Source organism: Rhodococcus sp. SORGH_AS_0303 (assembly GCF_030819335.1).
GTDB lineage: Bacteria > Actinomycetota > Actinomycetes > Mycobacteriales > Mycobacteriaceae > Rhodococcoides.
Genome location: NZ_JAUTBO010000001.1, coordinates 190167 through 211445, shown reverse-complemented (window position 1 = coordinate 211445; position 21279 = coordinate 190167). Strand labels below are relative to the sequence as shown.

At 69.2% G+C, this 21279-nt stretch carries 21 protein-coding genes; 7 read left to right on the top strand and 14 right to left on the bottom strand.

Annotation, left to right across the window (positions count from 1 at the left end; all coding sequences use genetic code 11):
- The 5 genes from QE449_RS01020 to QE449_RS01000 all read right to left on the bottom strand — a co-directional run bounded on the left by QE449_RS01020 (nucleotide 1) and on the right by QE449_RS01000 (nucleotide 4084).
- Nucleotides 1-1593 (bottom strand): phage infection protein, encoded by a 1593-nt coding sequence (locus QE449_RS01020; protein ID WP_307108027.1) that lies wholly within the window; start codon nucleotides 1591-1593, stop codon nucleotides 1-3.
- 87 nt (nucleotides 1594-1680) lie between these two features.
- On the bottom strand, nucleotides 1681-2298 hold the full coding sequence (locus QE449_RS01015; protein WP_027505916.1) for a histidine phosphatase family protein: 618 nt from the start codon (nucleotides 2296-2298) through the stop codon (nucleotides 1681-1683).
- A 19-nt stretch (nucleotides 2299-2317) separates the two neighbouring features.
- A complete protein-coding gene (locus QE449_RS01010) occupies nucleotides 2318-2716 on the bottom strand; it encodes an MmcQ/YjbR family DNA-binding protein (RefSeq protein ID WP_222629352.1) in 399 nt (132 codons plus the stop codon).
- Between the two features lie 22 nt (nucleotides 2717-2738).
- Complete coding sequence (locus QE449_RS01005; RefSeq protein WP_222641386.1) at nucleotides 2739-3278, bottom strand: GNAT family N-acetyltransferase; 540 nt, start codon at nucleotides 3276-3278, stop codon at nucleotides 2739-2741.
- Between the two features lie 2 nt (nucleotides 3279-3280).
- The gene (locus QE449_RS01000) at nucleotides 3281-4084 is read right to left on the bottom strand and encodes a transglutaminase family protein (RefSeq protein ID WP_027505913.1); all 804 of its coding nucleotides are present in this window, start codon (nucleotides 4082-4084) and stop codon (nucleotides 3281-3283) included.
- A gap of 157 nt (nucleotides 4085-4241) precedes the next feature.
- Between QE449_RS01000 and QE449_RS00995 the strand changes: the two genes are divergently transcribed.
- Nucleotides 4242-4856, top strand: a complete 615-nt coding sequence (locus tag QE449_RS00995; RefSeq protein ID WP_051613396.1) for a maleylpyruvate isomerase family mycothiol-dependent enzyme — start codon at nucleotides 4242-4244, stop codon at nucleotides 4854-4856.
- 67 nt (nucleotides 4857-4923) lie between these two features.
- On the opposite strand, the gene QE449_RS00990 is transcribed toward QE449_RS00995, so the two are convergent.
- The 3 genes from QE449_RS00990 to lysX are packed head-to-tail and all read right to left on the bottom strand — an operon-like array spanning nucleotide 4924 to nucleotide 10082.
- Nucleotides 4924-5802: an oxygenase MpaB family protein gene (locus tag QE449_RS00990; RefSeq protein ID WP_027505911.1), complete on the bottom strand. Its 879-nt coding sequence runs from the start codon at nucleotides 5800-5802 to the stop codon at nucleotides 4924-4926.
- Nucleotides 5803-5828: 26 nt separating this feature from the next.
- A complete protein-coding gene (locus tag QE449_RS00985) occupies nucleotides 5829-6713 on the bottom strand; it encodes an alpha/beta fold hydrolase (RefSeq protein WP_307108026.1) in 885 nt (294 codons plus the stop codon).
- Nucleotides 6714-6722: 9 nt separating this feature from the next.
- Entirely contained in the window at nucleotides 6723-10082 is a 3360-nt protein-coding gene (lysX, locus tag QE449_RS00980) for a bifunctional lysylphosphatidylglycerol synthetase/lysine--tRNA ligase LysX (RefSeq protein WP_307108025.1), read from the bottom strand.
- A gap of 224 nt (nucleotides 10083-10306) precedes the next feature.
- Between lysX and QE449_RS00975 the strand changes: the two genes are divergently transcribed.
- The gene (locus QE449_RS00975; RefSeq protein ID WP_027505908.1) at nucleotides 10307-10882 is read left to right on the top strand and encodes a TerD family protein; all 576 of its coding nucleotides are present in this window, start codon (nucleotides 10307-10309) and stop codon (nucleotides 10880-10882) included.
- Here QE449_RS00975 and QE449_RS00970 read toward each other — a convergent pair whose 3' ends face one another.
- Nucleotides 10883-11170, bottom strand: coding sequence for a hypothetical protein (locus tag QE449_RS00970; RefSeq protein WP_285186306.1), 288 nt, complete (start codon nucleotides 11168-11170; stop codon nucleotides 10883-10885).
- Between the two features lie 40 nt (nucleotides 11171-11210).
- Nucleotides 11211-12437 (bottom strand): diguanylate cyclase, encoded by a 1227-nt coding sequence (locus QE449_RS00965; protein WP_307108024.1) that lies wholly within the window; start codon nucleotides 12435-12437, stop codon nucleotides 11211-11213.
- 165 nt (nucleotides 12438-12602) lie between these two features.
- Between QE449_RS00965 and QE449_RS00960 the strand changes: the two genes are divergently transcribed.
- A complete protein-coding gene (locus tag QE449_RS00960) occupies nucleotides 12603-13643 on the top strand; it encodes a nitronate monooxygenase family protein (RefSeq protein ID WP_222647791.1) in 1041 nt (346 codons plus the stop codon).
- Nucleotides 13644-13647: 4 nt separating this feature from the next.
- On the opposite strand, the gene QE449_RS00955 is transcribed toward QE449_RS00960, so the two are convergent.
- Both QE449_RS00955 and lat read right to left on the bottom strand, forming a co-directional pair.
- Nucleotides 13648-14457 (bottom strand): alpha/beta fold hydrolase, encoded by an 810-nt coding sequence (locus tag QE449_RS00955; RefSeq protein ID WP_027505905.1) that lies wholly within the window; start codon nucleotides 14455-14457, stop codon nucleotides 13648-13650.
- Nucleotides 14458-14517: 60 nt separating this feature from the next.
- Nucleotides 14518-15855, bottom strand: a complete 1338-nt coding sequence (lat, locus tag QE449_RS00950) for an L-lysine 6-transaminase (RefSeq protein ID WP_056440791.1) — start codon at nucleotides 15853-15855, stop codon at nucleotides 14518-14520.
- An 85-nt stretch (nucleotides 15856-15940) separates the two neighbouring features.
- Here lat and QE449_RS00945 point away from each other — a divergent pair, with 85 nt between their 5' ends.
- Nucleotides 15941-17452 carry an aldehyde dehydrogenase family protein gene (locus QE449_RS00945; protein ID WP_307108023.1) on the top strand — a complete coding sequence of 504 codons (1512 nt, stop codon included), beginning with the start codon at nucleotides 15941-15943 and terminating at the stop codon, nucleotides 17450-17452.
- 83 nt (nucleotides 17453-17535) lie between these two features.
- A complete protein-coding gene (locus QE449_RS00940) occupies nucleotides 17536-17733 on the top strand; it encodes an RNA-binding S4 domain-containing protein (RefSeq protein ID WP_027505902.1) in 198 nt (65 codons plus the stop codon).
- An 8-nt stretch (nucleotides 17734-17741) separates the two neighbouring features.
- Here the strand turns inward: QE449_RS00940 and rraA are convergent, their stop codons facing one another.
- Nucleotides 17742-18236, bottom strand: a complete 495-nt coding sequence (gene rraA, locus QE449_RS00935; protein ID WP_056440786.1) for a ribonuclease E activity regulator RraA — start codon at nucleotides 18234-18236, stop codon at nucleotides 17742-17744.
- A 138-nt stretch (nucleotides 18237-18374) separates the two neighbouring features.
- On the opposite strand from rraA, the gene QE449_RS00930 reads away from it, so the two are divergent.
- Nucleotides 18375-18674 (top strand): DUF6480 family protein, encoded by a 300-nt coding sequence (locus tag QE449_RS00930; RefSeq protein ID WP_231476342.1) that lies wholly within the window; start codon nucleotides 18375-18377, stop codon nucleotides 18672-18674.
- Nucleotides 18675-18735: 61 nt separating this feature from the next.
- On the opposite strand, the gene QE449_RS00925 is transcribed toward QE449_RS00930, so the two are convergent.
- On the bottom strand, nucleotides 18736-19503 hold the full coding sequence (locus QE449_RS00925; protein WP_027505899.1) for a MerR family transcriptional regulator: 768 nt from the start codon (nucleotides 19501-19503) through the stop codon (nucleotides 18736-18738).
- Nucleotides 19504-19673: 170 nt separating this feature from the next.
- On the opposite strand from QE449_RS00925, the gene QE449_RS00920 reads away from it, so the two are divergent.
- A complete protein-coding gene (locus tag QE449_RS00920) occupies nucleotides 19674-21218 on the top strand; it encodes a succinic semialdehyde dehydrogenase (RefSeq protein ID WP_056442105.1) in 1545 nt (514 codons plus the stop codon).
- Nucleotides 21219-21279: the final 61 nt, after the last annotated feature.

Sequence of the window (21279 nt, the reverse complement as noted above, 5' to 3'; positions counted from 1 at the left end):
TCAGGCGAGGCGCGGTTCGTCCCGGTAGGCCGCGCGGTCGTCCTCCGGGTCGGACCGGGCGACGAGCGAGTAGACGAGACCGGACACCGCGAGCAGGGCGACCATCACGAGGACGGCGAGCCAGCCGGTCGAGTCCATGGCGTCCGCCGCGATGCGCTCGAGCCCGGCGGCGAGCCATCCGACGGGCGTGAAGGACGCGGCCTTGCCGAAGACGGAGCTGTCGGGCGACCCCACCAGGGCTCCGCCTGCCAGGACCAGCTGGACGAGCAGCAGCACCAGGTTGATCGACTGGCCGACGGCACGGCCGAACGCCATCTGCACGGCGCCCGCCGCGGCGAGGAACGCCGCAGAACCCAGGAACAGGAAGACGATGCCGCCGAGGAGCGAGCCGAAGCTGAGACCGTCGCCGACGAACCAGTAGGCGATACCCGCAGCTGCGGTGACCGCGAGGGCCCCGAGGACGGGTGCGATGCGCGCCACGCGGTCCCGACGCGTCAGCAGGCGCATCAGGCTCACGGCGGCAGCCGCGGCCACGGCCACCAGTGCCGCGATCAGGTAGTAGTTCGACGGGGTGCTTCCCTGCACGACGAGGGTGGTCTGCGTCTGACCGTTCTCGTCGGTGGTCGTGGTCGCCGCTACTGCGTTGGCCGCGGGCAGCGAGGTCTGCGCGGTCTTCACGTTGGTCTGCAGGCTGCTGACGACGCCGCCGATCGGCTCGATGCCGGTCGTGATCTGGTCGGTGCCCGCCTTGAGCTGCTTGCCGCCGTCGTCGAGCTGGATGATGCCGTCGTTCAGCTGGCCGGCGCCCGTGGAGAGCAGCGCGCTGCCGTCGACGGCAGTGTTCACGCCGGTGACGAACTCACTGGACGGATCGTCGAGCTGGAACGCGAGCAGGGCGGCGCCGTCGCGCAGCTGGTTGATCTGGGAGACGGTGTCGGGGCCGATGCCCTGCGCGTTCAGCGTGTCGATGAGCTCACGCAGCTGCCGTGCCGCGTCGGTGGTGATCGGGTTGTTCAGCACCTCGATGCGGTTCGCGACGTCCGCGATGGACGAGGTGACCTGAGCCTGCTTCTCGCCGAGCGCCAGCAGGGGCGTCGTCAGCTGGTTCACGCCGCCGCTGATCTGCACGGCGCCGTCACCGAGCTGGCCCACGCCGCCCTGCAGCTGCACGAGTCCGCCTGCCAGCTGGGAGTTGCCGTCCGCGAGCTGCTGCGACCCGGAGCGCGCCTGCCCGAGGCCGTCGGAGAGCTGGGTGACGCCGTCGGTGAGCTGCGGCGCCGCGTCGGTCAGCTGAGTGAGTCCACCGCTGAGCAGGCTCAGGGGCAACTGCGTCTGGGTGAGAGCCGAGCGCGTCTTCGCCAGCGGGTCTCCCGCAGCGGGGGTGCCGCCGTCCGTGCCCTCGGAACCGTCTGCCGAGGTGGTGGTCTCGGAATTGCTCTGCGAGGCCAGGGGAACGACGTCGTTCCCGCTGAACGACGCGTAGAGGCCGGCCAGGAGCAGGGGGAGGGCGATCACGAGAACGACGATCACGGGCCGCGACAACGTGGCGACGAGACCCGAACGCGGGGCACCGTGTGCTGAGGGAGAAGTCATGATACTGCTCAGGCTAACCGGTGCCGACGCGCTCGACGGACCGTGCCGAGCACCGATCGTGCCCGTAATGCCCGGTGACCTGCGCGATTAAGAAGTCGGTGAGGATCGTGCGCGGTTCCGGGGGAGCAGATCCCACACGTGCTGCGTCTCGTTCACCGACGCTACCGTACGTCTGCCGCTGCGCGAGAACAGTATTCGCGTGACCGAGACGTAGTCGATCGGGAAGGTCAGAGGCATGGCGGTGCCGAGCAGATCCTGCAGGTGGACGTTGATCACCCCGCCGTGGGCGAAGATCGCGACCGTGTCCTCCGGCTCCGCGTCCCGCACCACCGAGGCGATGTCGTCGAACACCCGTCGGCGGAAGGCGTCGGCGTCCACCGCGCTCGGCAGATGCCCGGCCTTGATGCGCTCGAACTCGGCGGGGAACTTCTCGCGCGCCTCCTCGATGGGGAGGTAACCCGGGAAGTCGCGGTCGTACTCGGCCAGACCGTCGAGCACGTCCACCGGGAGTCCGGTGTCCGCGGCGAGCGGTTCCGCGGTCTGCCGGGCGCGCAGTTGTGGACTGCTGACGATGCGCGCGAGCCGATGGGCGCGCAGCCCGTCGGGCACGCGCGCGGCCTGCTCGAGTCCCAGCGGCGCGAGGGCGGGATCGGCATCCGCGTCGGAACGCAGCGGGAGAGCGTGGCGGATCAGCAGCAGTTGCACAGCGGCCACTGTCTCACGGTCACGAGAGCGTTCCGAGTTCTGCCACCAGCCGTGCCGGCGCCGTCCGCCGGAACGACATGTCGAGCAGTTCGTCGACCTCGGTCCAGTCGGGGGTCCCGATCGTCAGGTCGAGTCCCACCCAGCCGCTCGCCGCGGTGTACGCGGGCTCGAAGAATCGCTCGTCGTCCAGCAACGCCGCTCGCTCGTCGGTGTCGGGCAGAACCTGCAGCGACCGATCCCAGCGGGTGGAGTGATGGTCCCCCTTCACCGTGGCGCCGTAGATCGCGAAGACCTTCGTGGTGCGGAAGTTGGGGCGGCCGTGGGAGACCTTCTCGGTGGCGCCCGGCAGGCGCAGGGCTCGTTCCCGCACCGTGGCCAACAACGGATCGTCGTCGCGGAATCGCACGGGATGCTCCATGACCGAGGAGACTAGGCCCTCGTCATCGAGCCGGGCGGTCGATCGCCATCACCACATGGTCGGTGGGGTCGATCGGATTGTCCGGGGTGAGGTGGGCCTCGGCGACACGTCGGTACCCGGCCTTCTCGAGCGCCCGCCACGACGCCACGTTGCCCGTGGCCACCGGCACGACGACGCACGTCGCGCTCGGGTACCGCCGCCACGTGTCGGCCGTGAACTCGATCAGCACGCGGGTGCCTAGGCCGTGCCCGACGAGGTGCGCCTCGCCGATGAGGTAGTCGATGGTGACGGCCTCCGCGGGCACCGCCCAGAACGGCGCCAGCTCGTCGACGTACTCCGGGTAGTCGTGCCACCGGGCGCGCTGGAGCAGGCCGACGGGGGTTCCGTCGTCGAGAGCCAGCACGTCCTCGGACGGCTCCTCGCCGCGGGCGGACGCTCCGAAGTCGCGGGCGACGGCCTCGGCGGTGACCTCGTGGTTCCACCACCGCGCCACGTGCGGGTGAGACAACCAGCGCGCGAGCAGCGGGAAGTCGTCCTCGGTGACCCGCCGGAAGGTGATCACGATCAGCGCATGGACACGAGTTCGTGGACGTCGTCGTAGGGGAGCATCCCGTCCACCGTGGCCATGACCTGCATGCGGTCCAGAACGATGTACCCGTCGTGGTTGTCGAGGAACGCGGTGTCGGACGCGTCCCGCCCGGTGGCGATGCGCACGAGGCTCTGCCGTGGGGCCAGCCGCGTCGCGTCGACGACGCGCCAGACGCCGTCGACGTAGGCCTCCGCGACCGCGTGGAAGTCCATCGGGTCGCAGCCGGGCGCGTAGACCGCGACGAGGCGGGCCGGCACCGTCATCGCCCGCAGCAACGCGACGACGAGATGCGTGTAGTCGCGGCAGACTCCGCTACCCGCGAGGAGGGTGTCGGTGGCGCCGTCGATGGGGTCACTGCTGCCGGGGACGTAGCGCAGACGGCGGCCGACCCAGGCTGAGACGCGCTCGAGCACGTCGGCGTCGGAGGTGTAGCGCCCGAACTCGGTCTCGGCGAAGCCCAGGAACTTGTCCGACTCGCTGTAGCGGCTCGGCCGCAGGTAGACCGACAGGTCCCGCTCGACCACCGGGGCGGGATCCGCCTCGCCCTCCACGCGGGCGCGGTAGTCGACGACGAGTTGACCACGCCCACAATCGAATCGGTGGATGCGCCCGCCGGTCTCCGCACGGATCACCGTGGGCGTGATCTCCTCGCCGTCGAGCCGGAACGACAGCGACTCGGTGACCGTCGTCCCCGGTAGTTCGGCGACCGCGATCTGGAACTCGAGGTTGCTGGGGTCGACGACGGTCACGTCGAGGTGGGCAGATACGTCACGCGTCACTACCGCATGATGCCACCGGTCACGGGCGGAAGATCGCCCGGACCGCGTGTGGTCCGGAAGCCCCGCGCTTCGATGACTTTCGATCCGCCGCCATGTCTGTCCAGTGGCAGGCCTGTCCAGTGGCAGGTCTCGAACACGACGGAGGATGTGGAGTCGCATGTCGAACGAGTTGGACAGAGAGCGCGTCGCGGCACTGACCGCGACGCAGAGGCAGGCAACGGTCGCGGTACTCGAAGGACTGTCGAACACCGAGTGGCAACAACCGACTCTGTGCGAGGGTTGGACCGTTGCCGACCTGGCGGCGCATCTGTCGATGTCTTTTCGGGTGAGCTTGCCCAAGTTGTTGGTGACGATGATTCGAGAACGCGGCAGCTTCGACCGCGCGGCCGACCGTCTTGCCCGCCGTGACGCCGCGACGATGGGCCGAGTCGAACTGATTGCCGCGCTCCGAGACAACATCACCACCGAGTGGAGTCCACCGGGAGGTGACCTCGTCGATTCGTTGTGCCACGACGTCGTTCACGGACTCGATCTGACGGAGGGACTGGGACTGCCCGCGACCGCCACGACGCCGCAACTGGAGGTGGTGCTTCGCACGATCGAGTCCAGGAATCGGATGGCCTATTTCGGCGCCGACCTCGACGGGTGTGCACTTCAGGCGTCCGACATCGACTTCCGCATCGGAGACGGCGACACCTTGATCTTACCGGCGAAAGCGGTTGTCCTGATCCTCACCGGCCGGGCGACCGTGCACGATCATCGTGGAGCGTGACAGATCGGCCCCCGACTCCGGCACGGCCGCACCTGTGATCCGATGCCCGGGAGGCCCGCCGCCCTCCTCAGCCCGCTTCGCGCCCATCCTGCACCGTCGGGCCCGCACCCAGTGCCCACCGGATGGCGGTGGTGACGGCGATGCCGCTCGCGCGCACGGCGGTGGCCTCGGTGATCGGAAGGTAGGGCAACCGGAGGGGGAAGCGGGTCCACCGCGGCATCATCGACACCGCCACCGACGACAGCAGACCGTAGGCGGGGCGTACTGCCAACGGGATCGGTGGGTTGAGCAGGATGAAGCGGGCGGTGCGACGTGCTGCGGGAGTGCCGCGCAGTTCGGGCCGGTACATCGCCAGCATCTCGTTCAGCTCGTCGACCGTCTCGGGCACGTCCTCGGCGCCGAGCCCGCGAGCGACCCAGGCCGACTCCCGGACGTAGGCGTCGCGGCCGCCGGCATCGAGAGGTCGGGCACCGTAACGATCGTGCGCGCGCAGGAAGCTGTCGATCTCCGCGACGTGGACCCACCGCAGCAGGTGCGGATCCGACGCGGCGTACGGCCGCCCGTCCGGCGCGACTCCCGTGATGCGCTTGTGCACGGCGCGCACGATTCGCACGGCGCGCTCCGCGTCCTCGATGGTGCCGAACGTGGTCTCGGCGAGGAACGTGCTGGTGCGTTGCAGACGGCCCCACGGGTCGCCGCGGTAGCCGGAGTGCTCGTCCACGGCAGCCATCGCCAGCGGGTGCAACGACTGCAGGAGCAGGGCGCGCATTCCGCCGACGAACATCGACGCATCGGCGTGGACGCGCTGGATCGCCGAATCGGGGCCGTACCGACGCGGCCCCTCGGCCAGGTGGATCCGGTCGCGTCGAGCGGGGCCCTCGTCGCCCGCGACCCGCGCGAAGATGGTCTCGCCCACTCGGGTCTGGACCGTGCGCAGAGGATTCATCTCTCCAGTGTGCGCTCGCGCGGCGTTCAGCCGGTGGAGACAGTTCTCACCAGCGCCGCGACTCGCCGGGGCTGATCGATCATGGCGTGGTGGTGCGACGGGGACACCACGGCGAAGCGGCCGCTGAGGTAGCGGGCCAGACGCTGCTGGCGCCGCAACCACTGCGCTCCCCACGGGGTCCGTCGCCCCGTGTGCGCGGCGGCCACGATGACGGGGACGGACGGAACGGGCGTCGTGCGGCGCAGGCGGTTCAACTCGAGGGCCATGTCGGCGTACACCGCGTACTCGATCGCGGCGGCCTCCAGATAGGAGGGATCGCGGTAGATGCGGCGGAGATCGTCGACCCGGTCGGGCGCGTACCCGTCCGGGGGAATGGCCTGCGTCAGGACGTGGCGCACCGGATCGGCGAGCAACCGTTGCAGACCGGCGGCCGAGACGATGCGGGCGATCACGCGAGTCACCGGAATGCGGATGCGCGGCGGCACCAGGGCCGACGGCGACTTCTCGACGCTCGAGTCGAGCAGCACGAGCCCCGCCGTGCGCGCGGGGTACGACCGCGCGAAGCCCTCGACGTAGAAGCCGGCCATCGAGTGCCCCACCAGGACCACGGGGTCCGTCATCGCGAGGGCGTCCAGGACGGCGAGGATGCGATCGGCCTCCTCGTGCACCGTCGGCACCCGGTCCGGAGGCAGCGGTTCGCTGTCGCCGAAGCCTGGTCGATCGATGGCCACCGTCGTGTGGCCGGCCGCCACCAGCAGCGCGGACACGTCGATCCAGTCGTGCCACGTCGAGGCGAGCCCCCCGCACAGCACGACGACCGGGGCGGGCGCCGCCGCCGCGTCAGGACGGGAGACCACCACGTGCACGGCGGTCCCCAGTACGTCGACGACCACCTCGCCGTTCGGTTTCATGTGAAACATTCAGCTCCGAGGCTTGGCCAACGGGAACGCGAGGGTCTCGCGGATCGACCCGCCCGTGATGAGCATGACCACCCGGTCGACACCCATTCCGAGGCCACTGGTCGGCGGCATGCCGTGCTCGAGCGCCTGGAGGAAGTCCTCGTCCAGTTCCATCGCCTCGGGATCGCCGCCCGCGGCGAGCATCGACTGCGCGGTGAGACGAGCGCGTTGGTCCACGGGGTCGGTCAACTCGCTGTACGCGGTGCCCAACTCGACCCCCCACGCCACCAGATCCCACTTCTCGGCGACGCCCGCGATGCTGCGGTGGGGCCGGGTCAACGGGGACATCGACGTGGGAAAATTGGTGTAGAACGTCGGGAACTCGGTGAAGTCCTCGACGAGGTGCTCGTACATCTCCTGCGCCACGGCCCCCTCGTCCCAGGTCGACTGATACGGGACGTCGTGCAGATCGCACAGACGCTGCAGCTCCGCGAGCGGTGTGTCGGGCCGGACGTCGGCACCGATCTTCTCCGCGACGGCGCCGTGCATGGTCTTCACCGGCCACTCGCCGGAGATGTCGATCTCCGTCATGGTGCCGTCCTCGGCCGGCCGGTAGATCACCTCGCGGCCGTGCGCGGCCACGGCGGCGCGCTGGATCAGCTCCCGGCACAACACCATCGCGCGCTCGTAGTCGCTGTGCGCCTCGTAGGCCTCGAGGATCGTGAACTCCGGATTGTGCTTGAAGTCGGCGCCCTCGTTGCGGAACACGCGACCGATCTCGAAGACCCGCTCCATGCCGCCGACGCACAGCCGCTTGAGGTACAGCTCCGGCGCGATACGGAGGTAGAGATCGAGGTTGTAGGCATTGATGTGCGTGAGGAAGGGTGCCGCGTTCGCGCCGCCGTGAATCTGTTGCAGGATCGGCGTTTCCACCTCCATGTATCCGCGGTCGCCCAACGTGTCGCGCAGCGACTTCACCACCGCGCTGCGAGCACGCATGAGGGCGCGCGCCTGCGGATTGATCTCCATGTCGACGTAGCGCTGACGCACCCGCGCCTCCGGGTCGGTGAGCCCGCGGAACTTGTCGGGCAGCGGGTGCAGCGATTTCGCGTTCATGCGCCAGTCGCTCACCAGCAGCGCGAGCGCTCCGGTGCGACTGCGACCGACCACTCCCGTGCAGGAGATGAGGTCGCCCAGGTCGAAGTCGGAGGTGAAGCGTCGCAACCGATCTCGATCGATGCGCTCGCTGTCGAGGAGGATCTGCAGGTCCCCGCTCCAGTCGCGCACGAGGCCGAAGACGACGCCGCCGTAGTCGCGGATGCGCAGCAGGCGACCGGACACGCGCACGGTGGTGCCCTCCGGGGCGTTCGCCGCGGAGTCCACGGTGTGGGTGGGCGGATGCGCGACGGGGTAGGCGTCGACGCCGTCCGCGGAGAGCCTGTCCAGCTTGGACATCCGCACCCGGACCTGTTCCGGCCGTCGCCGGCCGGGCAGCGTGTCGACGGGTGTGTCGTCGGGCTCGCTCCCGTCGGCGTGCAGCGTGCCGTCGGCCAGCAGCGCGGCGGGAACAGCCTGTCGGGTGCCGGTGTGAGTGCGTGCACCGAGGCCCGGCAGCGTGAGGAAGCCCTCCGCGATGGCCGATGCGGTACCCACCTTCGGCAGATCGCGGTTGTCCTCGAAGCACAGGTACCGCGGTACCCACTCGGGCTGGTACTTGAGGTTCGATCGGTACAGCGCCTCGAGCTGCCACCATCGCGAGAAGAACACGAGCGTCGAACGCCACAAGCGCAGAACAGGTCCCGCACCGATGCGGCCGCCCTCCTCGAACACGGAGCGGAAGACGGCGAAGTTCAGGGACACCTTGGTGATGCCCACGGTGTCCGAGCGGGACGCGAGCTCGGAGACCATGAGCTCGACGGTGCCGTTGGGTGAGGCGGGATCACGGCGCATGAGGTCGAGCGATGCTCCGCTCGCGCCCCAGGGCACGAGGGAGAGGGTGCCGACGACGCGGTCGTCCGCATCGAGCACGGCCTCGACGAGCAGGCAGTCGCCGTCGAGAGGGTCGCCGAGGCGCCCGAGTGCCATGGAGAACCCTCGTTCGGTCTCGGTGTCACGCCAGCGGTCGGCACGCTCGACGATGCCCGGCCACTCGTCCTCGGGGATGTCGCGATGCCGTCGGATGCGCACCGTCACGCCCTTGCCGCGCGCCCGATTGACCGCTTGGCGCACCGGGCGCATGTCGGGTCCGTTCAGGCTGAACGAGCGGGTCTGCAGGATCGCCTCGTCGCCGAGTTCGAGCACGGCGAGTCCCGCCCGCCGGAACGCGGCGGCACCGGTCTCGCTCGCTCCCATCACCGCCGGGGCCCACCCGTACCGAGACGACATCTCGAGCCACGCCTCGATCGCGTGAGGCCAGGACTCCTCGAGGCCGATGGGATCGCCGCTGGCGAGGCACACTCCGACCTCGACGCGATAGGTGATGGCGGCCTTGCCGTTCGGTGCGAAGACCACCGCCTTGTCGCGGCGGGTGGCGAAGTAGGCCAACGAGTCGTCGTGGCCGGAGCGGGCGATGAGTCCGCGTAGCGCCGACTCGTCCGTGCCGGTGAGGGCGTTGCTCGCACGCTGCGAGCGGAACAGTGTCACCACCGCCGCGGCGAGGGCGACGAAGGCGAGCAGTCCCAGAAGAAAGTTGAGGAATCCGTGTGGTCGGCCGCTGAACTGCTCGTTGTCCACCAGTGCCAGGCCGGCCACTCGGTTGAGTGACCACAGGAAGGTCTCGTTCCGCGGCAGCGAACCCGGGAAGGCCTCGAGCAGCGCCCACCCGGCGAGGATGCCGACGATCAGACCGGTGACGAGAACACCGAGTGCCTTCCATCCGGCGCCGCGTCGGACCTTGGTGTCGAACTCGGTGCGGGAGGCGAGCAGCAGTGCGAGCACCGCGACCTGCAGGACGAGGCCGATCCAGGACCCGACGCTGCCGGGATCGTCCACCAGGGTCGATACGTTCACCACCGCGGATCCGGCCGTGTAGAGAAGAGCGATCCACCACGCGACGCGTTTGCGCGTCGACAGCGCCGCGGCGACCAGCGCGACCACGAAGCCGTAGGACAGGCTCGTGTCGGGAGCGTCGATGACGTACGAGTCGAGCCACTCGCGGGGTACGTGGACGAGGGCTCGGAGCGCGGGTGACAGGCTCCACAGGAGGACCAGCGTCGCGTAGACACCGAGCACGAGGCCGACGTGGTGCGGCACCTGCCGCAGGCGCCCCTTGTGGCGCGACCGGCGATCGGCGCGGGCGACGCGGGACGCGTCGGACAGGCCTGACGGGGACGGTGATGCAGTGCCCGCGGCGGATGCCGCCGGGGTCGCCTGTGTGGCCATGATCGAGCGCCTCCTGCCGGGACCGTGGATGACGGGACGAGCCCGTGCTCCGCAGGACACAGGCTGTGACAGACAACTATGCAGCGTTCGATGCCGCCGCGCGCCCTGTGCTGCGCGGCGGGTCGTCACGAAGGGCCGGGAACCGGAACGACGTCGGGTTCGTTGGCCGGGCAGCACCGATCCGAATACGGATGAATCGGGCGAAACGAGAAGGGATCTCTCACATGGGCGTCAGCCTGACCAAGGGTGGCAACGTGTCTCTCACGAAGGCCGCACCGAATCTGACCGCGGTGTCCGTCGGACTCGGATGGGATCTGCGCACGACGACCGGAACGGATTTCGATCTCGACGCCAGCGCCATCGCGCTCGGCCCGGACAAGAAGGCGCCCGGCAACGAGTACTTCGTCTTCTTCAACAATCTGAAGACTCCGGACGGCTCGATCCAGCACACGGGTGACAACAAGACCGGTGAGGGCGACGGCGACGACGAGGTCATCGACGTCGATCTCGCAGCGGTCCCGTCCACCGTCGACATCGTCACGTTCCCCGTCTCGATCTACGAGGCCGACGCGCGCTCGCAGTCGTTCGGCCAGGTCCGCGGCGCCTACATCCGCGTGATCGACAAGTCGAACGGCACCGAGCTCGCCCGTTACGACCTCACCGAGGACGCCTCGACGGAGACCGCCATGGTCTTCGGCGAGCTGTACCGCAACGGTGCGGAGTGGAAGTTCCGCGCCGTCGGCCAGGGCTACGCCTCCGGACTCGCCGGCATCGCCCGCGACTTCGGCATCAGCGTCTGATCAGTCTCGACGCCTGATCTCGGGGCGGTCGGCTCGTCGCCTCGCGCGCACGACGCCGACCGCCCCGATGATCATGCCCACGATGGACAGCACGTCCGACTCGGTGAATCCGTGCTGGAGTGAGAACACCACCAGCACACGGCCCTCGAGCGGCGCGTTGAAGAGCAGCCAGCCGATCGACGCGAGCACCACCGCGGAGATCGACCAGGCGTTCGGCCGCGCCAGGCACCACGCCGACGCGGCGAACAGCGAGTTCATGACCACGAGTGCGTGGAAGATGTCGATCACGGGGTGGGTTTCCTCGTCTGGGTCCGATGCAGGGCGGGTGTCACAGGAAGGTCGAGAGCAGCCGATGCCCGCCGGCGGCCTTGGCTCGGTACATCATCGAGTCCGCACCCCGCGTCGCGCGGTCGATCGCCCCGGGTCCGGAACTCCACAGCGACGAGTCGGGAGTCAACACGGCGACGCCGACGCTGGCGGTCACGGGAATGGTGTCCTGTCGATCGTGGACCGTCTCGGTGACACGGGCGACCACCGACTCGACGTCACCGTCCACATCGGTGAGGACCGCCACGAACTCCTCGCCGCCGGTACGCGCGAGCACCCCGTGGCCGTCGAAGAGCTCGGCGAGCCGGGTCGCGACCAGGACGATCACGGTGTCGCCCTGATCGTGTCCGAAGCGGTCGTTGACGCTCTTGAAACGATCGATGTCGATCATCACGACCACCACGGGCGATGTGGTCGCGAGTGCCGTCTCCCACAGATCCTCGACCGAGTTCTGCAGACCGCGGCGGTTCCTGACGCCGGTCAGCGAATCGAGGTCCGAGGCTTTCGCGTCCGTCGAGACGAGTGACCACGCGATGGACGCGAAGACCGGCACCCCACTGCTCGCGCCGCTGGCCACCAGCACCGCGGCGATCGCGTCCCACGGCCCCCACAGGTTCTGGACGTACGCCAGGGTGCCGATGAGGACGATGACGGCATTGGTGAACGCGAGATGGGCGAGCAGCACTCGTGGGCTGAGGAAGAACGTGCAGAGAGCGCCGTTGATCGCGAACAGGAAGGTGCCGATCAGTGCCGACGTCGGGGTGTCCAGCAGGATCACCGACGCGATGCCGACGTCGCCGAAGATCAGGAACCCGAGGAACTGCGCCTTCGTGTCCGGCGTCGGTCCCGTGAGCACCCAGATCATCGCGGCGATCTGCAGGGCCAGCACGAGGAAGACGTAGACGATCGCCGGCGTGCCGGAGGGGCCGTTGGGCGAGGCGAGCATCAACATGGACACGGTCGCGTTGAGCAGCACCGCGCCGGCGAAGACCAGCCGGATGATGCCGTGGATGGACCGGGTGGAGTGGTGGACGAAGATCCAGTCGAAATCGTGCGGCGTGGTCAGCCACCGACGCACGACGTCGAGTGCGCTGTCCCGAGGCCGGTGGGTGAGGGGTCTGCGTTGCGCGTTGCGGATGCGCCGGGATCCGCTGTGTCGACCCGGGCGAGCGCGATCGCGGGACGCGCGGACGCGCTGCGTGACCGGCGGACGGGTCGGGTGCGGCATGCGTGGAGAATCCCTTCGAACTCGATGCGACCCCCGACGCGGCGTGTGTCCCTGCTGGTGACCAGTGAAGTGTACGTGTAGTCGGTTTGGTCGGCCCAAAACCGGTGAAACATCGGGTATTCGTGGTAGGTAGCCGAGATCATCCCTCGACGTACGATCGGCCGCATGACCGCTGTGTTCCCTGCCAGGCTTCCCGTCGTGTGCGCGCCGATGGCCGGAGGCCCGTCCACCCCCGCCCTGACCGCCGCCGTGAGCGATGCCGGTGGCCTGGGGTTCCTGGCCGGAGCGCTGCTGAGCCCGGAGGCGCTCGACGGCCGGCTCTCCGAGATCGAGTCCCTCACGTCGGCGCCGTACGGCGTCAATCTCTTCCTCCCGTCAGCGCACATCGCGGTCGCCGACGAGATGGAGTCGTACCGCGCCGCGCTGGCCCCGATCGCCGCCGAGTTCGGGGTCGAACCCGGCCCGGCGACACCCGGCCCCGACGACATCGACGCGGTGATCGACGTGGTGCTCGCCCACCGCCCGGCGGCCGTATCGGTCACGTTCGGTCGACCCGGCGCCGAACTCACCGCCCGCGTGCACGAGATCGGCGCCCTGATGATCGGGACGGTCACCTCCGTCGACGAGGCCCGCGAGGCCGTCGAGGACGGGGCCGACATGCTCGTCGTCCAGGGCAGCGAGGCCGGCGGACACCGGGGCGTCTTCACCGACGACGCGTCGTCTCCTCGAGGCGGTGACGCGATGTCGCTGCCGTCCCTGCTGCTCGCCGTCGGACTGTCGGTCGACGTGCCCCTGATCGCGGCCGGCGGGATCATGGACGGGTCCGGCGTGGTGGCCGCTCTCGGACTCGGCGCCGTCGCTGCGCAGATGGGCACCGCGTTCCTGTGCTCCGACGAGGCCGGTACCTCGGCGGTGCACCGCGCCGCACTGCTGGACCGCCGCTACCGGCGCACCGTGGTGACGCGCGCGTTCTCGGGACGACCGGCTCGGGGACTCGAGAACGAGTTCGCGGCGCAGTTCACGGCCTCCGCACCGGCCGGCTATCCCGATGTCAACGCGATCACGGGCCCGATCCGCACCGCGGCGACGGCTGCCGGCCGAGCGGACGTGCCCAACCTGTGGGCCGGTACCGGGTGGCGTTCGGTGACCGCCGCGCCGGCCGCGGACATCGTCGCGCGGATCGTCGCCGAGATGGAGACCGCCTAGAACCTCAGGACGGGTCTGCGGTCGGGGACCGGTCCTGACTTCCCGCGAGGAGGATCGACGCGATCAGCTCGGGATTGTCCGTCATCGGCACATGGCCGACCCCGGGGACCGAGATGACGCGGGCGTGCGGGAAGCGGCGACGGACGCCCCGCACCTGGTAGTGCGGCAGGATCAGGTCTCGCGTGCCCCACGCCACCGTCACCGGCACCAGCGGCTCGGTGAGTGGCGGGAACTCGAACGGCGCGTCGATGCCCGCGTCGATCATCGCGTTGGTGGTGAGTGACGAGGCGTCGACGACGGCGGCCTCGTACGACACCCTGCTCGGATGCGCGAAGAACGGCAGCAGCGTGGGGTACCGCACCGCCCGCATCTTGAGCGCCGTCGGTGTGGCCTTGCCGAACGTGCGCGCGACGGTCCGCATCGCGCGGAACGTCACCATGGTTCGAGCCTGGTCGGTGTGGTTGAGGAAGAAGCCGGCGGGGGACAGCGCGGTGGCCGACGCCACCTCGCCCTGCGCGGCGAGACACAGCGCGACGTAGCCGCCGAGCGAGTTGCCGGCGATGTGCACCTGGTGGTCCGGCTCCTCGATCTCGCGGACGAACTCGGTGACCTCGTTCTGGAGCGTGAGCAGCACGTTCTCACCGGACTCGTGCAGCGGCTCCGACTCCCCGTGCCCGGGCAGGTCCACGGTCACGACCCGCCGATAGGGCGTGAGCAGGTCCAGCACCGCGTCCCACGCCTGGCGGCGGTGAACGACTCCGTGCACCAGTACGAGGGTGGGACCGTGACCGTCGACGTCGTAGCGCAGTGTCATGGGCGGATGGTAGCGGAGCCCGGCGCAGTGCCTGTCACTCGGCGTACACAGACAATCCGGTCACGAGCTGAGAACCCGGTCGATCGCCGCGACGGCGTCGGCCAGCGCCTCCTCGGTCACGGTCAGCGCGGGACGGAACCGGACGCTGCGCGAGCCGCACCCCAGCATGATCACGCGCTCGTCGACGAGGAGCCGCGTGATCAGTCGATCGCGAGTCGCGGTGTCCGGCAGTGAGAACGCCCGGAACAGGCCGCGTCCCCGCACGTCGGAGATCGACGGGTGACGCACCGCGAGTGCGTCGAGAGCGGCGCCGAGGATCGCGCCCCTCTCCGCGGCGCGGGCGATGAGGCCGTCGCGTTCGATCACCTCGAGGATCCGCCGTGCTCGCACCATGTCGGCCAGGCCGCCGCCCCACGTCGAGTTGATCCGTGATCCGACCTCGAAGACGTTGTCGCGCACCATGTCCACGCGGCGGCCCGCCATGATGCCGCACACCTGGGTCTTCTTGCCGAAGGCGAGGACATCGGGTTCGACGCCCAGCTGCTGGTGCGCCCACGCGGTGCCGGTGATGCCCGCCCCGGACTGGACCTCGTCGACGACGAACAACGCGTCGAACTCGTGGCACAGAGCCTGCAGCCCGAGGAGGAACGACGGTCGGAAGTGATGGTCGCCGCCCTCGCCCTGGATCGGCTCGACGATGGCGGCGGCGATGTCGTCGGGGAAGGACTCGAACGCGGCCCGCGCAGCGGCCAGTGAGCGCGCCTCGAGAGCGTCCATGTCCGCGCCCTCGCGCAGGTACGGCGACGGGATGCGGGGCCAGTCGAACTTCGGGAAACGCGCGACCTTGATCGGATCCGTGTTGGTGAGCGACATGGTGTAGCCCGACCGGCCGTGGAAGGCGTGCTCGAGGTGCAGGATCCGTCCGCCCAGTGCCGGGTCGAGACCGCGGGACTCGTTCAACCGGCTCTTCCAGTCGAAGGCCACCTTCAGGGCGTTCTCGACGGCGAGCGCACCGCCCTCGACGAAGAAGAGGTGGGGTAGTTCGGGGATGCCGAGCACGCGCGCGAAGGTCGCGACGAAGCGGGCCATCGGCTCGGAGTAGAGGTCGGAGTTGCTCGGCTTGTGCAGCGCGGCCGTCAGCAGATCCGCCCGGAACTCGTCGTCGCGGGCGAGCGACGGATGGTTCATCCCGAGCGCGTTCGAGGCGAAGAACGTGAACATGTCGAGATAGGACGCACCGGTCCGCGCGTCGACGAGTGTGGAGCCGTGCGACCGCTCGAGGTCGAGAACCATGTCGAAGCCGTCGGCCAGGATGTGGCGCGACAGCACGTCGTGGACCGACTCCGGCGCACCGGCGGGAACGGGGGTGGTGGGCCGCGATGGCAGTACCTGCGTCATGAAGGCGAAAGTACGCGATAAAATACTGTCAAACAACAGCTAAGCCGGAATAAATCCTGTCACGACCATCGGAGACAATGAATCCATGACATCGACCGTCGACCTGTCCGCCCGTACGTCCGAGCTGCTCGCCGCAGTCGGGGCCGCGCCGCTCGACCACGACTCCGGCCTGGCCGCGACCAGCCCGATCACCGGTGCGGTGCTGGGCCACGTGCCGCTCACGAGCGACGTGGACTCGGTGATCGCCGCAGCCGCGGACGCCTACCGGTCGTGGTCTCTCGTTCCCGCGCCGGTACGCGGCGGTCTGGTGCGTGAGCTGGGTGAACTGCTCCGCGAACACAAGGACGCACTCGGTGAGCTGGTGTCCATCGAGGCCGGCAAGATCGTCAGCGAGGGCCTCGGCGAGGTCCAGGAGATGATCGACATCTGCGACTTCGGCGTCGGACTGTCCCGCCAGCTCTACGGCAACACCATCTCCACCGAGCGGCCCGGCCACCGGATGATGGAGCAGTGGCACCCACTCGGAGTCGTCGCCGTGATCACGGCCTTCAACTTCCCGGTCGCGGTGTGGTCGTGGAACACCGTGCTCGCCCTCGTCGCCGGCGACACGGTGGTGTGGAAGCCGTCGGAGAAGACGCCCGTCACCGCGGTGGCCGTGCAGGCGCTGTTCGAGGAAGCCGCACGCCGTGCCGGGGTGTCGCCGGCGGTGGCGCAACTCGTCGTCGGTGACCGTGCCGTCGGTGAGACCCTCGTCGACGATCCGCGCATCGCCCTGGTCTCCGCCACCGGATCGACCCGCATGGGCCGCGAGGTGGGCCCCCGCGTCGCGGCACGGTTCGGCCGCGTGCTCCTCGAACTCGGCGGCAACAACGCCGCGATCGTCTGTCCGAGCGCCGATCTCGACCTCACCGTCCGCGGCCTGGTGTTCTCCGCGGCCGGCACGGCCGGTCAACGATGCACGTCCCTGCGCCGCGTCATCGTGCACGAGTCCGTCGCCGACACCCTCGTCGACCGACTGGGTACCGCGTACTCGTCGTTGCCCGTCGGGTCGCCGCTCGACTCGTCGACACTGGTCGGACCGCTGATCGACGAGGCCGCGCACGACGGGTACGCCGACGCGTTGGAGCTCGCGCGGAAGGACGGCGGCACCGTCGTCGCGGGTGGTGAGCGGGTGCGAGTGGCGGGCGCCGAGGACGGTGTCTACGTCCAGCCGGCCATCGTGCGGATGCCCGCGCAGACCGACGTGGTGCGCCGTGAGACGTTCGCGCCCATTCTGTACGTCATGACCTACAGCGATCTGGACGAGGCCATCGCCCTCCACAACGACGTACCGCAGGGGCTGTCGTCGTCGATCTTCACGACCGACCTGCGCGAGGCGGAACGCTTCCTGTCGGCGGCAGGATCGGACTGCGGCATCGCGAACGTGAACATCGGCCCGTCGGGCGCGGAGATCGGCGGCGCGTTCGGCGGCGAGAAGGAGACCGGTGGCGGGCGCGAATCGGGCAGTGACGCCTGGAAGTCCTACATGCGACGCACCACCAACACGGTCAACTACAGCTCGGAGCTGCCGCTCGCCCAGGGGGTGACCTTCCTGTGACTGCGGGAAGGCCGGAGGCCGGCCGGGGTCATGCGGGAAGGCCGGAGGACGGCCGGGATCACAGCAGCGATCGAACGGTCGAGATCCGCGACGAGGTGATCAGGCTGGGGCAGTTCCTCAAGCTGGCCGACCTCATCGAGTCGGGGTCCGAGGCGAAGGCCGTCATCGCGGACGGTCTCGTCGAAGTCAACGGTGAGACCGAACTGCGCCGAGGACGTCAGCTCCGTGCGGGCGACACCGTCACCGTCGGCGGGGTGTCCGCCCGCGTCGCTCAGGCCTGAGCTGCCGGTCAGCCCTGAGGCGGGAGGGGTTGCGCCGCGACGACGACACCGTCGTCGTCGCTGTAGACGAACTCGCCGGGGATGAAGGTGACTCCGCCGAACTCGACTGTGACGTTCTTCTCACCCGACCCTGTCTGCGTGCTCTTGCGCGGGTTGGTTCCCAGCGCCTTCACCCCGATGGCGAGAGTCGTCAGGATGGCCGAGTCGCGCACGGCACCGTTGACGATGACGCCCGCCCACCCGTTGTCCACACCGCGCCCGGCGATGATGTCGCCGACGAGGGCGGTGTGGACACTCGCGTCGCCGTCGACCACCAGGACTCCGCCGTTGCCGGGCTCCGACAATGTCTGCTTGACCAGCAAGTTGTCCTGAAAGCAGCGAATGGTGGTGATGGGTCCGCAGAACTCCCGCACGGCCCCGAGCTGACGGAACTGCGTGTCGCAGCTCCGGATGTCCGGCCCGATGGTGTCGGCGAGATCGGCGGTCGCGATGAAGGTGCTCATGGCGTCACAGGCTAGCGGCAGTCCTGCGGCACGTCGGGTCACGCTGTCGGGGACACCCGCCGGGGCGGCGGTTGGTGCGTCGGCGGTTCGGACCCTCGAGGTCGATTGGACGGTGCAGGTCGGGGGAACCCGCACGTCATGAGTACAAGTCACGACGGCAACGACGGTCACACCGGTGACGAGACTGCGCGCGACGCCACCCGAGAGGACCACCCCATGTCCGGCCAGAACCCCGATCCCGCAGAGACTGCAGGACTCGAACCCGGTGGCAGCATCGTGCCGGGTGACACGCCGCCGGACTCCACGTCGGCCGCGGGTCCCAATCATGAACCGCCCCAGCGCACTCGGACACCCGCGATCGTGTTCCTGGTCGCGGTCGGCGTCGTCGTGGTGCTGATCGTCCTCGGTGTCGTGGGCAGGATCGCGGGCCTCGTCTAGAGCCCCCGACAGTACTGACGACGGAGCACGTGGCCTCTCGGCCTCGTGCTCCGTCCGTGTGTCAGGCCCCGTTCTCGCGGGCGTTCGCTCCGACGACGGCGACGATCCACTCCGCCAGCCCGGCGGCCCGCCCGTCGTAGTGCGCGCGGAATCGCTCGTCGGCGGTGTACATCCCGGCCACGCAGACATGCATCGCGTGATCGCAGTCGTAGAAACGGTCGATCGACGCTCGGTGGCGTTCCGCGAGGACGTCGGCCTCGTCCGAACCGGGCTCCACGCCGCGGAGCATCGCTGCAGCGAGATCAGCCTCGAGTTGTTCGGTGTCGGCCTTGATCGCACGCCAGTCGTCGGCCGACATCGCGGCGGTGCGCTCCGTGCTCTGGGCCCACGCATCGGTGGTTCCCCAGCGCTCGCGGGCCTCGTCCTCGTACTTCTCGCCGGCCCAGTCGTCGCCCCAGATCTCACGCTGCTCGGCCGGGGTCAGGTTCGTACCCATCGTCTTCCTCTCGATCACGGTGTCCACGGCGTTCGCCATGGCTGTCAGGTGAGCGATGCGCCGGTCGAGCAGGGTGCGCTGCCGTCGGAGATGCTCGAGCGCGTCCGCGGCGGGATCGTCGAGTATCTCCTTGATCTCGGTCAGCGGGAACCCGAGTTCGCGATAGGTCAGCACGGAGTACAGGCGCTCCACGTCCTGCGAGGAGTAGGTGCGGTATCCCGCAGGAGACCTGCCGCCGGGCACCACCAGGCCCACCGCGTCGTAGTGGTGCAGGGTGCGCACGCTGACGTCTGCCAGCGCGGCGACCTGTCCCACGGTCAGTGCATCGTTCACACCGGTCACTGTTCTGCCTCCCGTTGCGTGAGGGTCAAGCACAATCTTGGCCCGATCCGCCGAGGCGTCCGGTCGGGGGCTGTGTCCGAACGCACTCCTGGCGTACCGTGTCGATACCGACGGTGTATCCGTCAACCGTCGTCACACTCATCCGCCACTGGGAGATACGCATGTCAGCGCCGACCGCAGACACGTTCACACGACTCGTCGCCCTCGCCTCGGTCGCACCGGGCCGGGAGACCAAGCCCGTCATCGAGGTGTTCACCGGCCGCGAGATGGCGACCATCCCCGTCGGCACCCGCGACGACGTGCTGGCGGCGAACGACAAGGTCCGCGCAGCCCAGAAGCGGTGGGCGACGACGTCCATCGCAGATCGAGCGAAGATCCTCCACAAGTATCGCGACCTCGTGTTGAAGCACCGGGCGTCGCTCATCGACCTGGCGCAGGCAGAGACCGGGAAGTCCCGGTCCGCCGCCCAGGAGGAGGTCCTCGACATCGCGATGACGGCGCGGCACTACGCGCGGGTCTCCGGCGAACTGCTGAAGAGCAAGCGCGTCAAGGGCATGCTTCCCGTGCTGACCAAGACGCAGGTCAACTACCAGCCCAAAGGCATCGTCGGCATCATCTCGCCGTGGAACTACCCGATGACCCTCGCGGTGTCCGATGCCATCCCGGCTCTGATGGCCGGCAACGGCATCGTGCTGAAGCCGGACAGCCAGACGCCGTACTGCGCGCTCGCATGTGTCGAACTGCTCTACCAGGCCGGTCTGCCCCGTGACCTCTTCGCCGTGGTTCCCGGCCCCGGATCGGTGGTGGGCACCGCCATCGTCGACACCTCCGACTACCTGATGTTCACGGGTTCCACCGCCACCGGCCAGCTTCTCGCCGAGCAGACCGGTCGGCGACTCATCGGGTTCTCCGCCGAGCTCGGCGGCAAGAACGCCATGATCGTCGCCGCCGGCGCCAAGATCCCCGAGGTGGTCGACGCGGCCGTCCGTGCCTGCTTCTCCAACTCCGGTCAGCTCTGCATCTCCATCGAGCGCATCTACGTCGAGAAGTCGATCGCCGACAAGTTCACCGCCGCGTTCGGTGAGCGGGTGCGCCGCATGACGCTGGCCGCCACGTACGAGTTCGGGGTCGAGATGGGCAGCCTCATCTCGGAGGACCAGGTCAAGGCCATCTCGAACCACGTGGACGATGCGAGGGTGAAGGGTGCGACCGTGGTCGCCGGCGGCAAGGCACGCCCCGACATCGGCCCGCTGTTCTACGAGCCCACCGTGCTCACCGGCGTGACCGACGACATGGAGTGCTGGGGAGCCGAGACGTTCGGTCCCCTCGTCTCCATCTACCCCGTCGCCAGTGTCGACGAGGCTGTCGAGCGGGCCAACGCCACCGAGTACGGACTGAACGCCAGCGTGTGGGCGAAGACGAAGGCGCAGGGCGAGGCCATCGCCGCGCGACTGCACGCCGGCACCGTGAACGTGGACGAGGGGTACGCGCCGACCTGGGGAAGCACCGGTGCGCCGATGGGCGGCATGGGTGTCTCGGGCGTCGGTCGTCGACACGGACCGGACGGCGTCCTGAAGTACACCGAGTCGCAGACCGTCTCCACGACGCGCCTGATCAACCTCGGCGGACGACGGCTGCCTCCGAAGCTCTGGGCGAAGACGTTGCCGATCTTCATCCGGGCGCTGAAGTACGTGCCGGGACGGTAGCGGCGCGCATCCCGTAGAATCGGGCGAAACACCCGCAGCGACTAGAGGACGAATGGACAGC

Excerpts from the sequence above, each read along its gene's own strand:
- QE449_RS00960 (WP_222647791.1), top strand. The coding sequence starts at position 12,603 with ATGACCGCTGTGTTCCCTGCCAGGCTTCCCGTCGTGTGCGCGCCGATG.
- QE449_RS00985 (WP_307108026.1), bottom strand. The coding sequence starts at position 6,713 with ATGAAACCGAACGGCGAGGTGGTCGTCGACGTACTGGGGACCGCCGTG.
- QE449_RS00975 (WP_027505908.1), top strand. The coding sequence starts at position 10,307 with ATGGGCGTCAGCCTGACCAAGGGTGGCAACGTGTCTCTCACGAAGGCC.
- QE449_RS00920 (WP_056442105.1), top strand. The coding sequence starts at position 19,674 with ATGTCAGCGCCGACCGCAGACACGTTCACACGACTCGTCGCCCTCGCC.
- QE449_RS01020 (WP_307108027.1), bottom strand. The coding sequence starts at position 1,593 with ATGACTTCTCCCTCAGCACACGGTGCCCCGCGTTCGGGTCTCGTCGCC.
- QE449_RS00965 (WP_307108024.1), bottom strand. The coding sequence starts at position 12,437 with ATGCCGCACCCGACCCGTCCGCCGGTCACGCAGCGCGTCCGCGCGTCC.
- QE449_RS00945 (WP_307108023.1), top strand. The coding sequence starts at position 15,941 with ATGACATCGACCGTCGACCTGTCCGCCCGTACGTCCGAGCTGCTCGCC.
- lat (WP_056440791.1), bottom strand. The coding sequence starts at position 15,855 with ATGACGCAGGTACTGCCATCGCGGCCCACCACCCCCGTTCCCGCCGGT.
- QE449_RS00930 (WP_231476342.1), top strand. The coding sequence starts at position 18,375 with ATGAGTACAAGTCACGACGGCAACGACGGTCACACCGGTGACGAGACT.
- lysX (WP_307108025.1), bottom strand. The coding sequence starts at position 10,082 with ATGGCCACACAGGCGACCCCGGCGGCATCCGCCGCGGGCACTGCATCA.
- QE449_RS01010 (WP_222629352.1), bottom strand. The coding sequence starts at position 2,716 with ATGGAGCATCCCGTGCGATTCCGCGACGACGATCCGTTGTTGGCCACG.
- QE449_RS00955 (WP_027505905.1), bottom strand. The coding sequence starts at position 14,457 with ATGACACTGCGCTACGACGTCGACGGTCACGGTCCCACCCTCGTACTG.
- rraA (WP_056440786.1), bottom strand. The coding sequence starts at position 18,236 with ATGAGCACCTTCATCGCGACCGCCGATCTCGCCGACACCATCGGGCCG.
- QE449_RS00995 (WP_051613396.1), top strand. The coding sequence starts at position 4,242 with ATGTCGAACGAGTTGGACAGAGAGCGCGTCGCGGCACTGACCGCGACG.
- QE449_RS00990 (WP_027505911.1), bottom strand. The coding sequence starts at position 5,802 with ATGAATCCTCTGCGCACGGTCCAGACCCGAGTGGGCGAGACCATCTTC.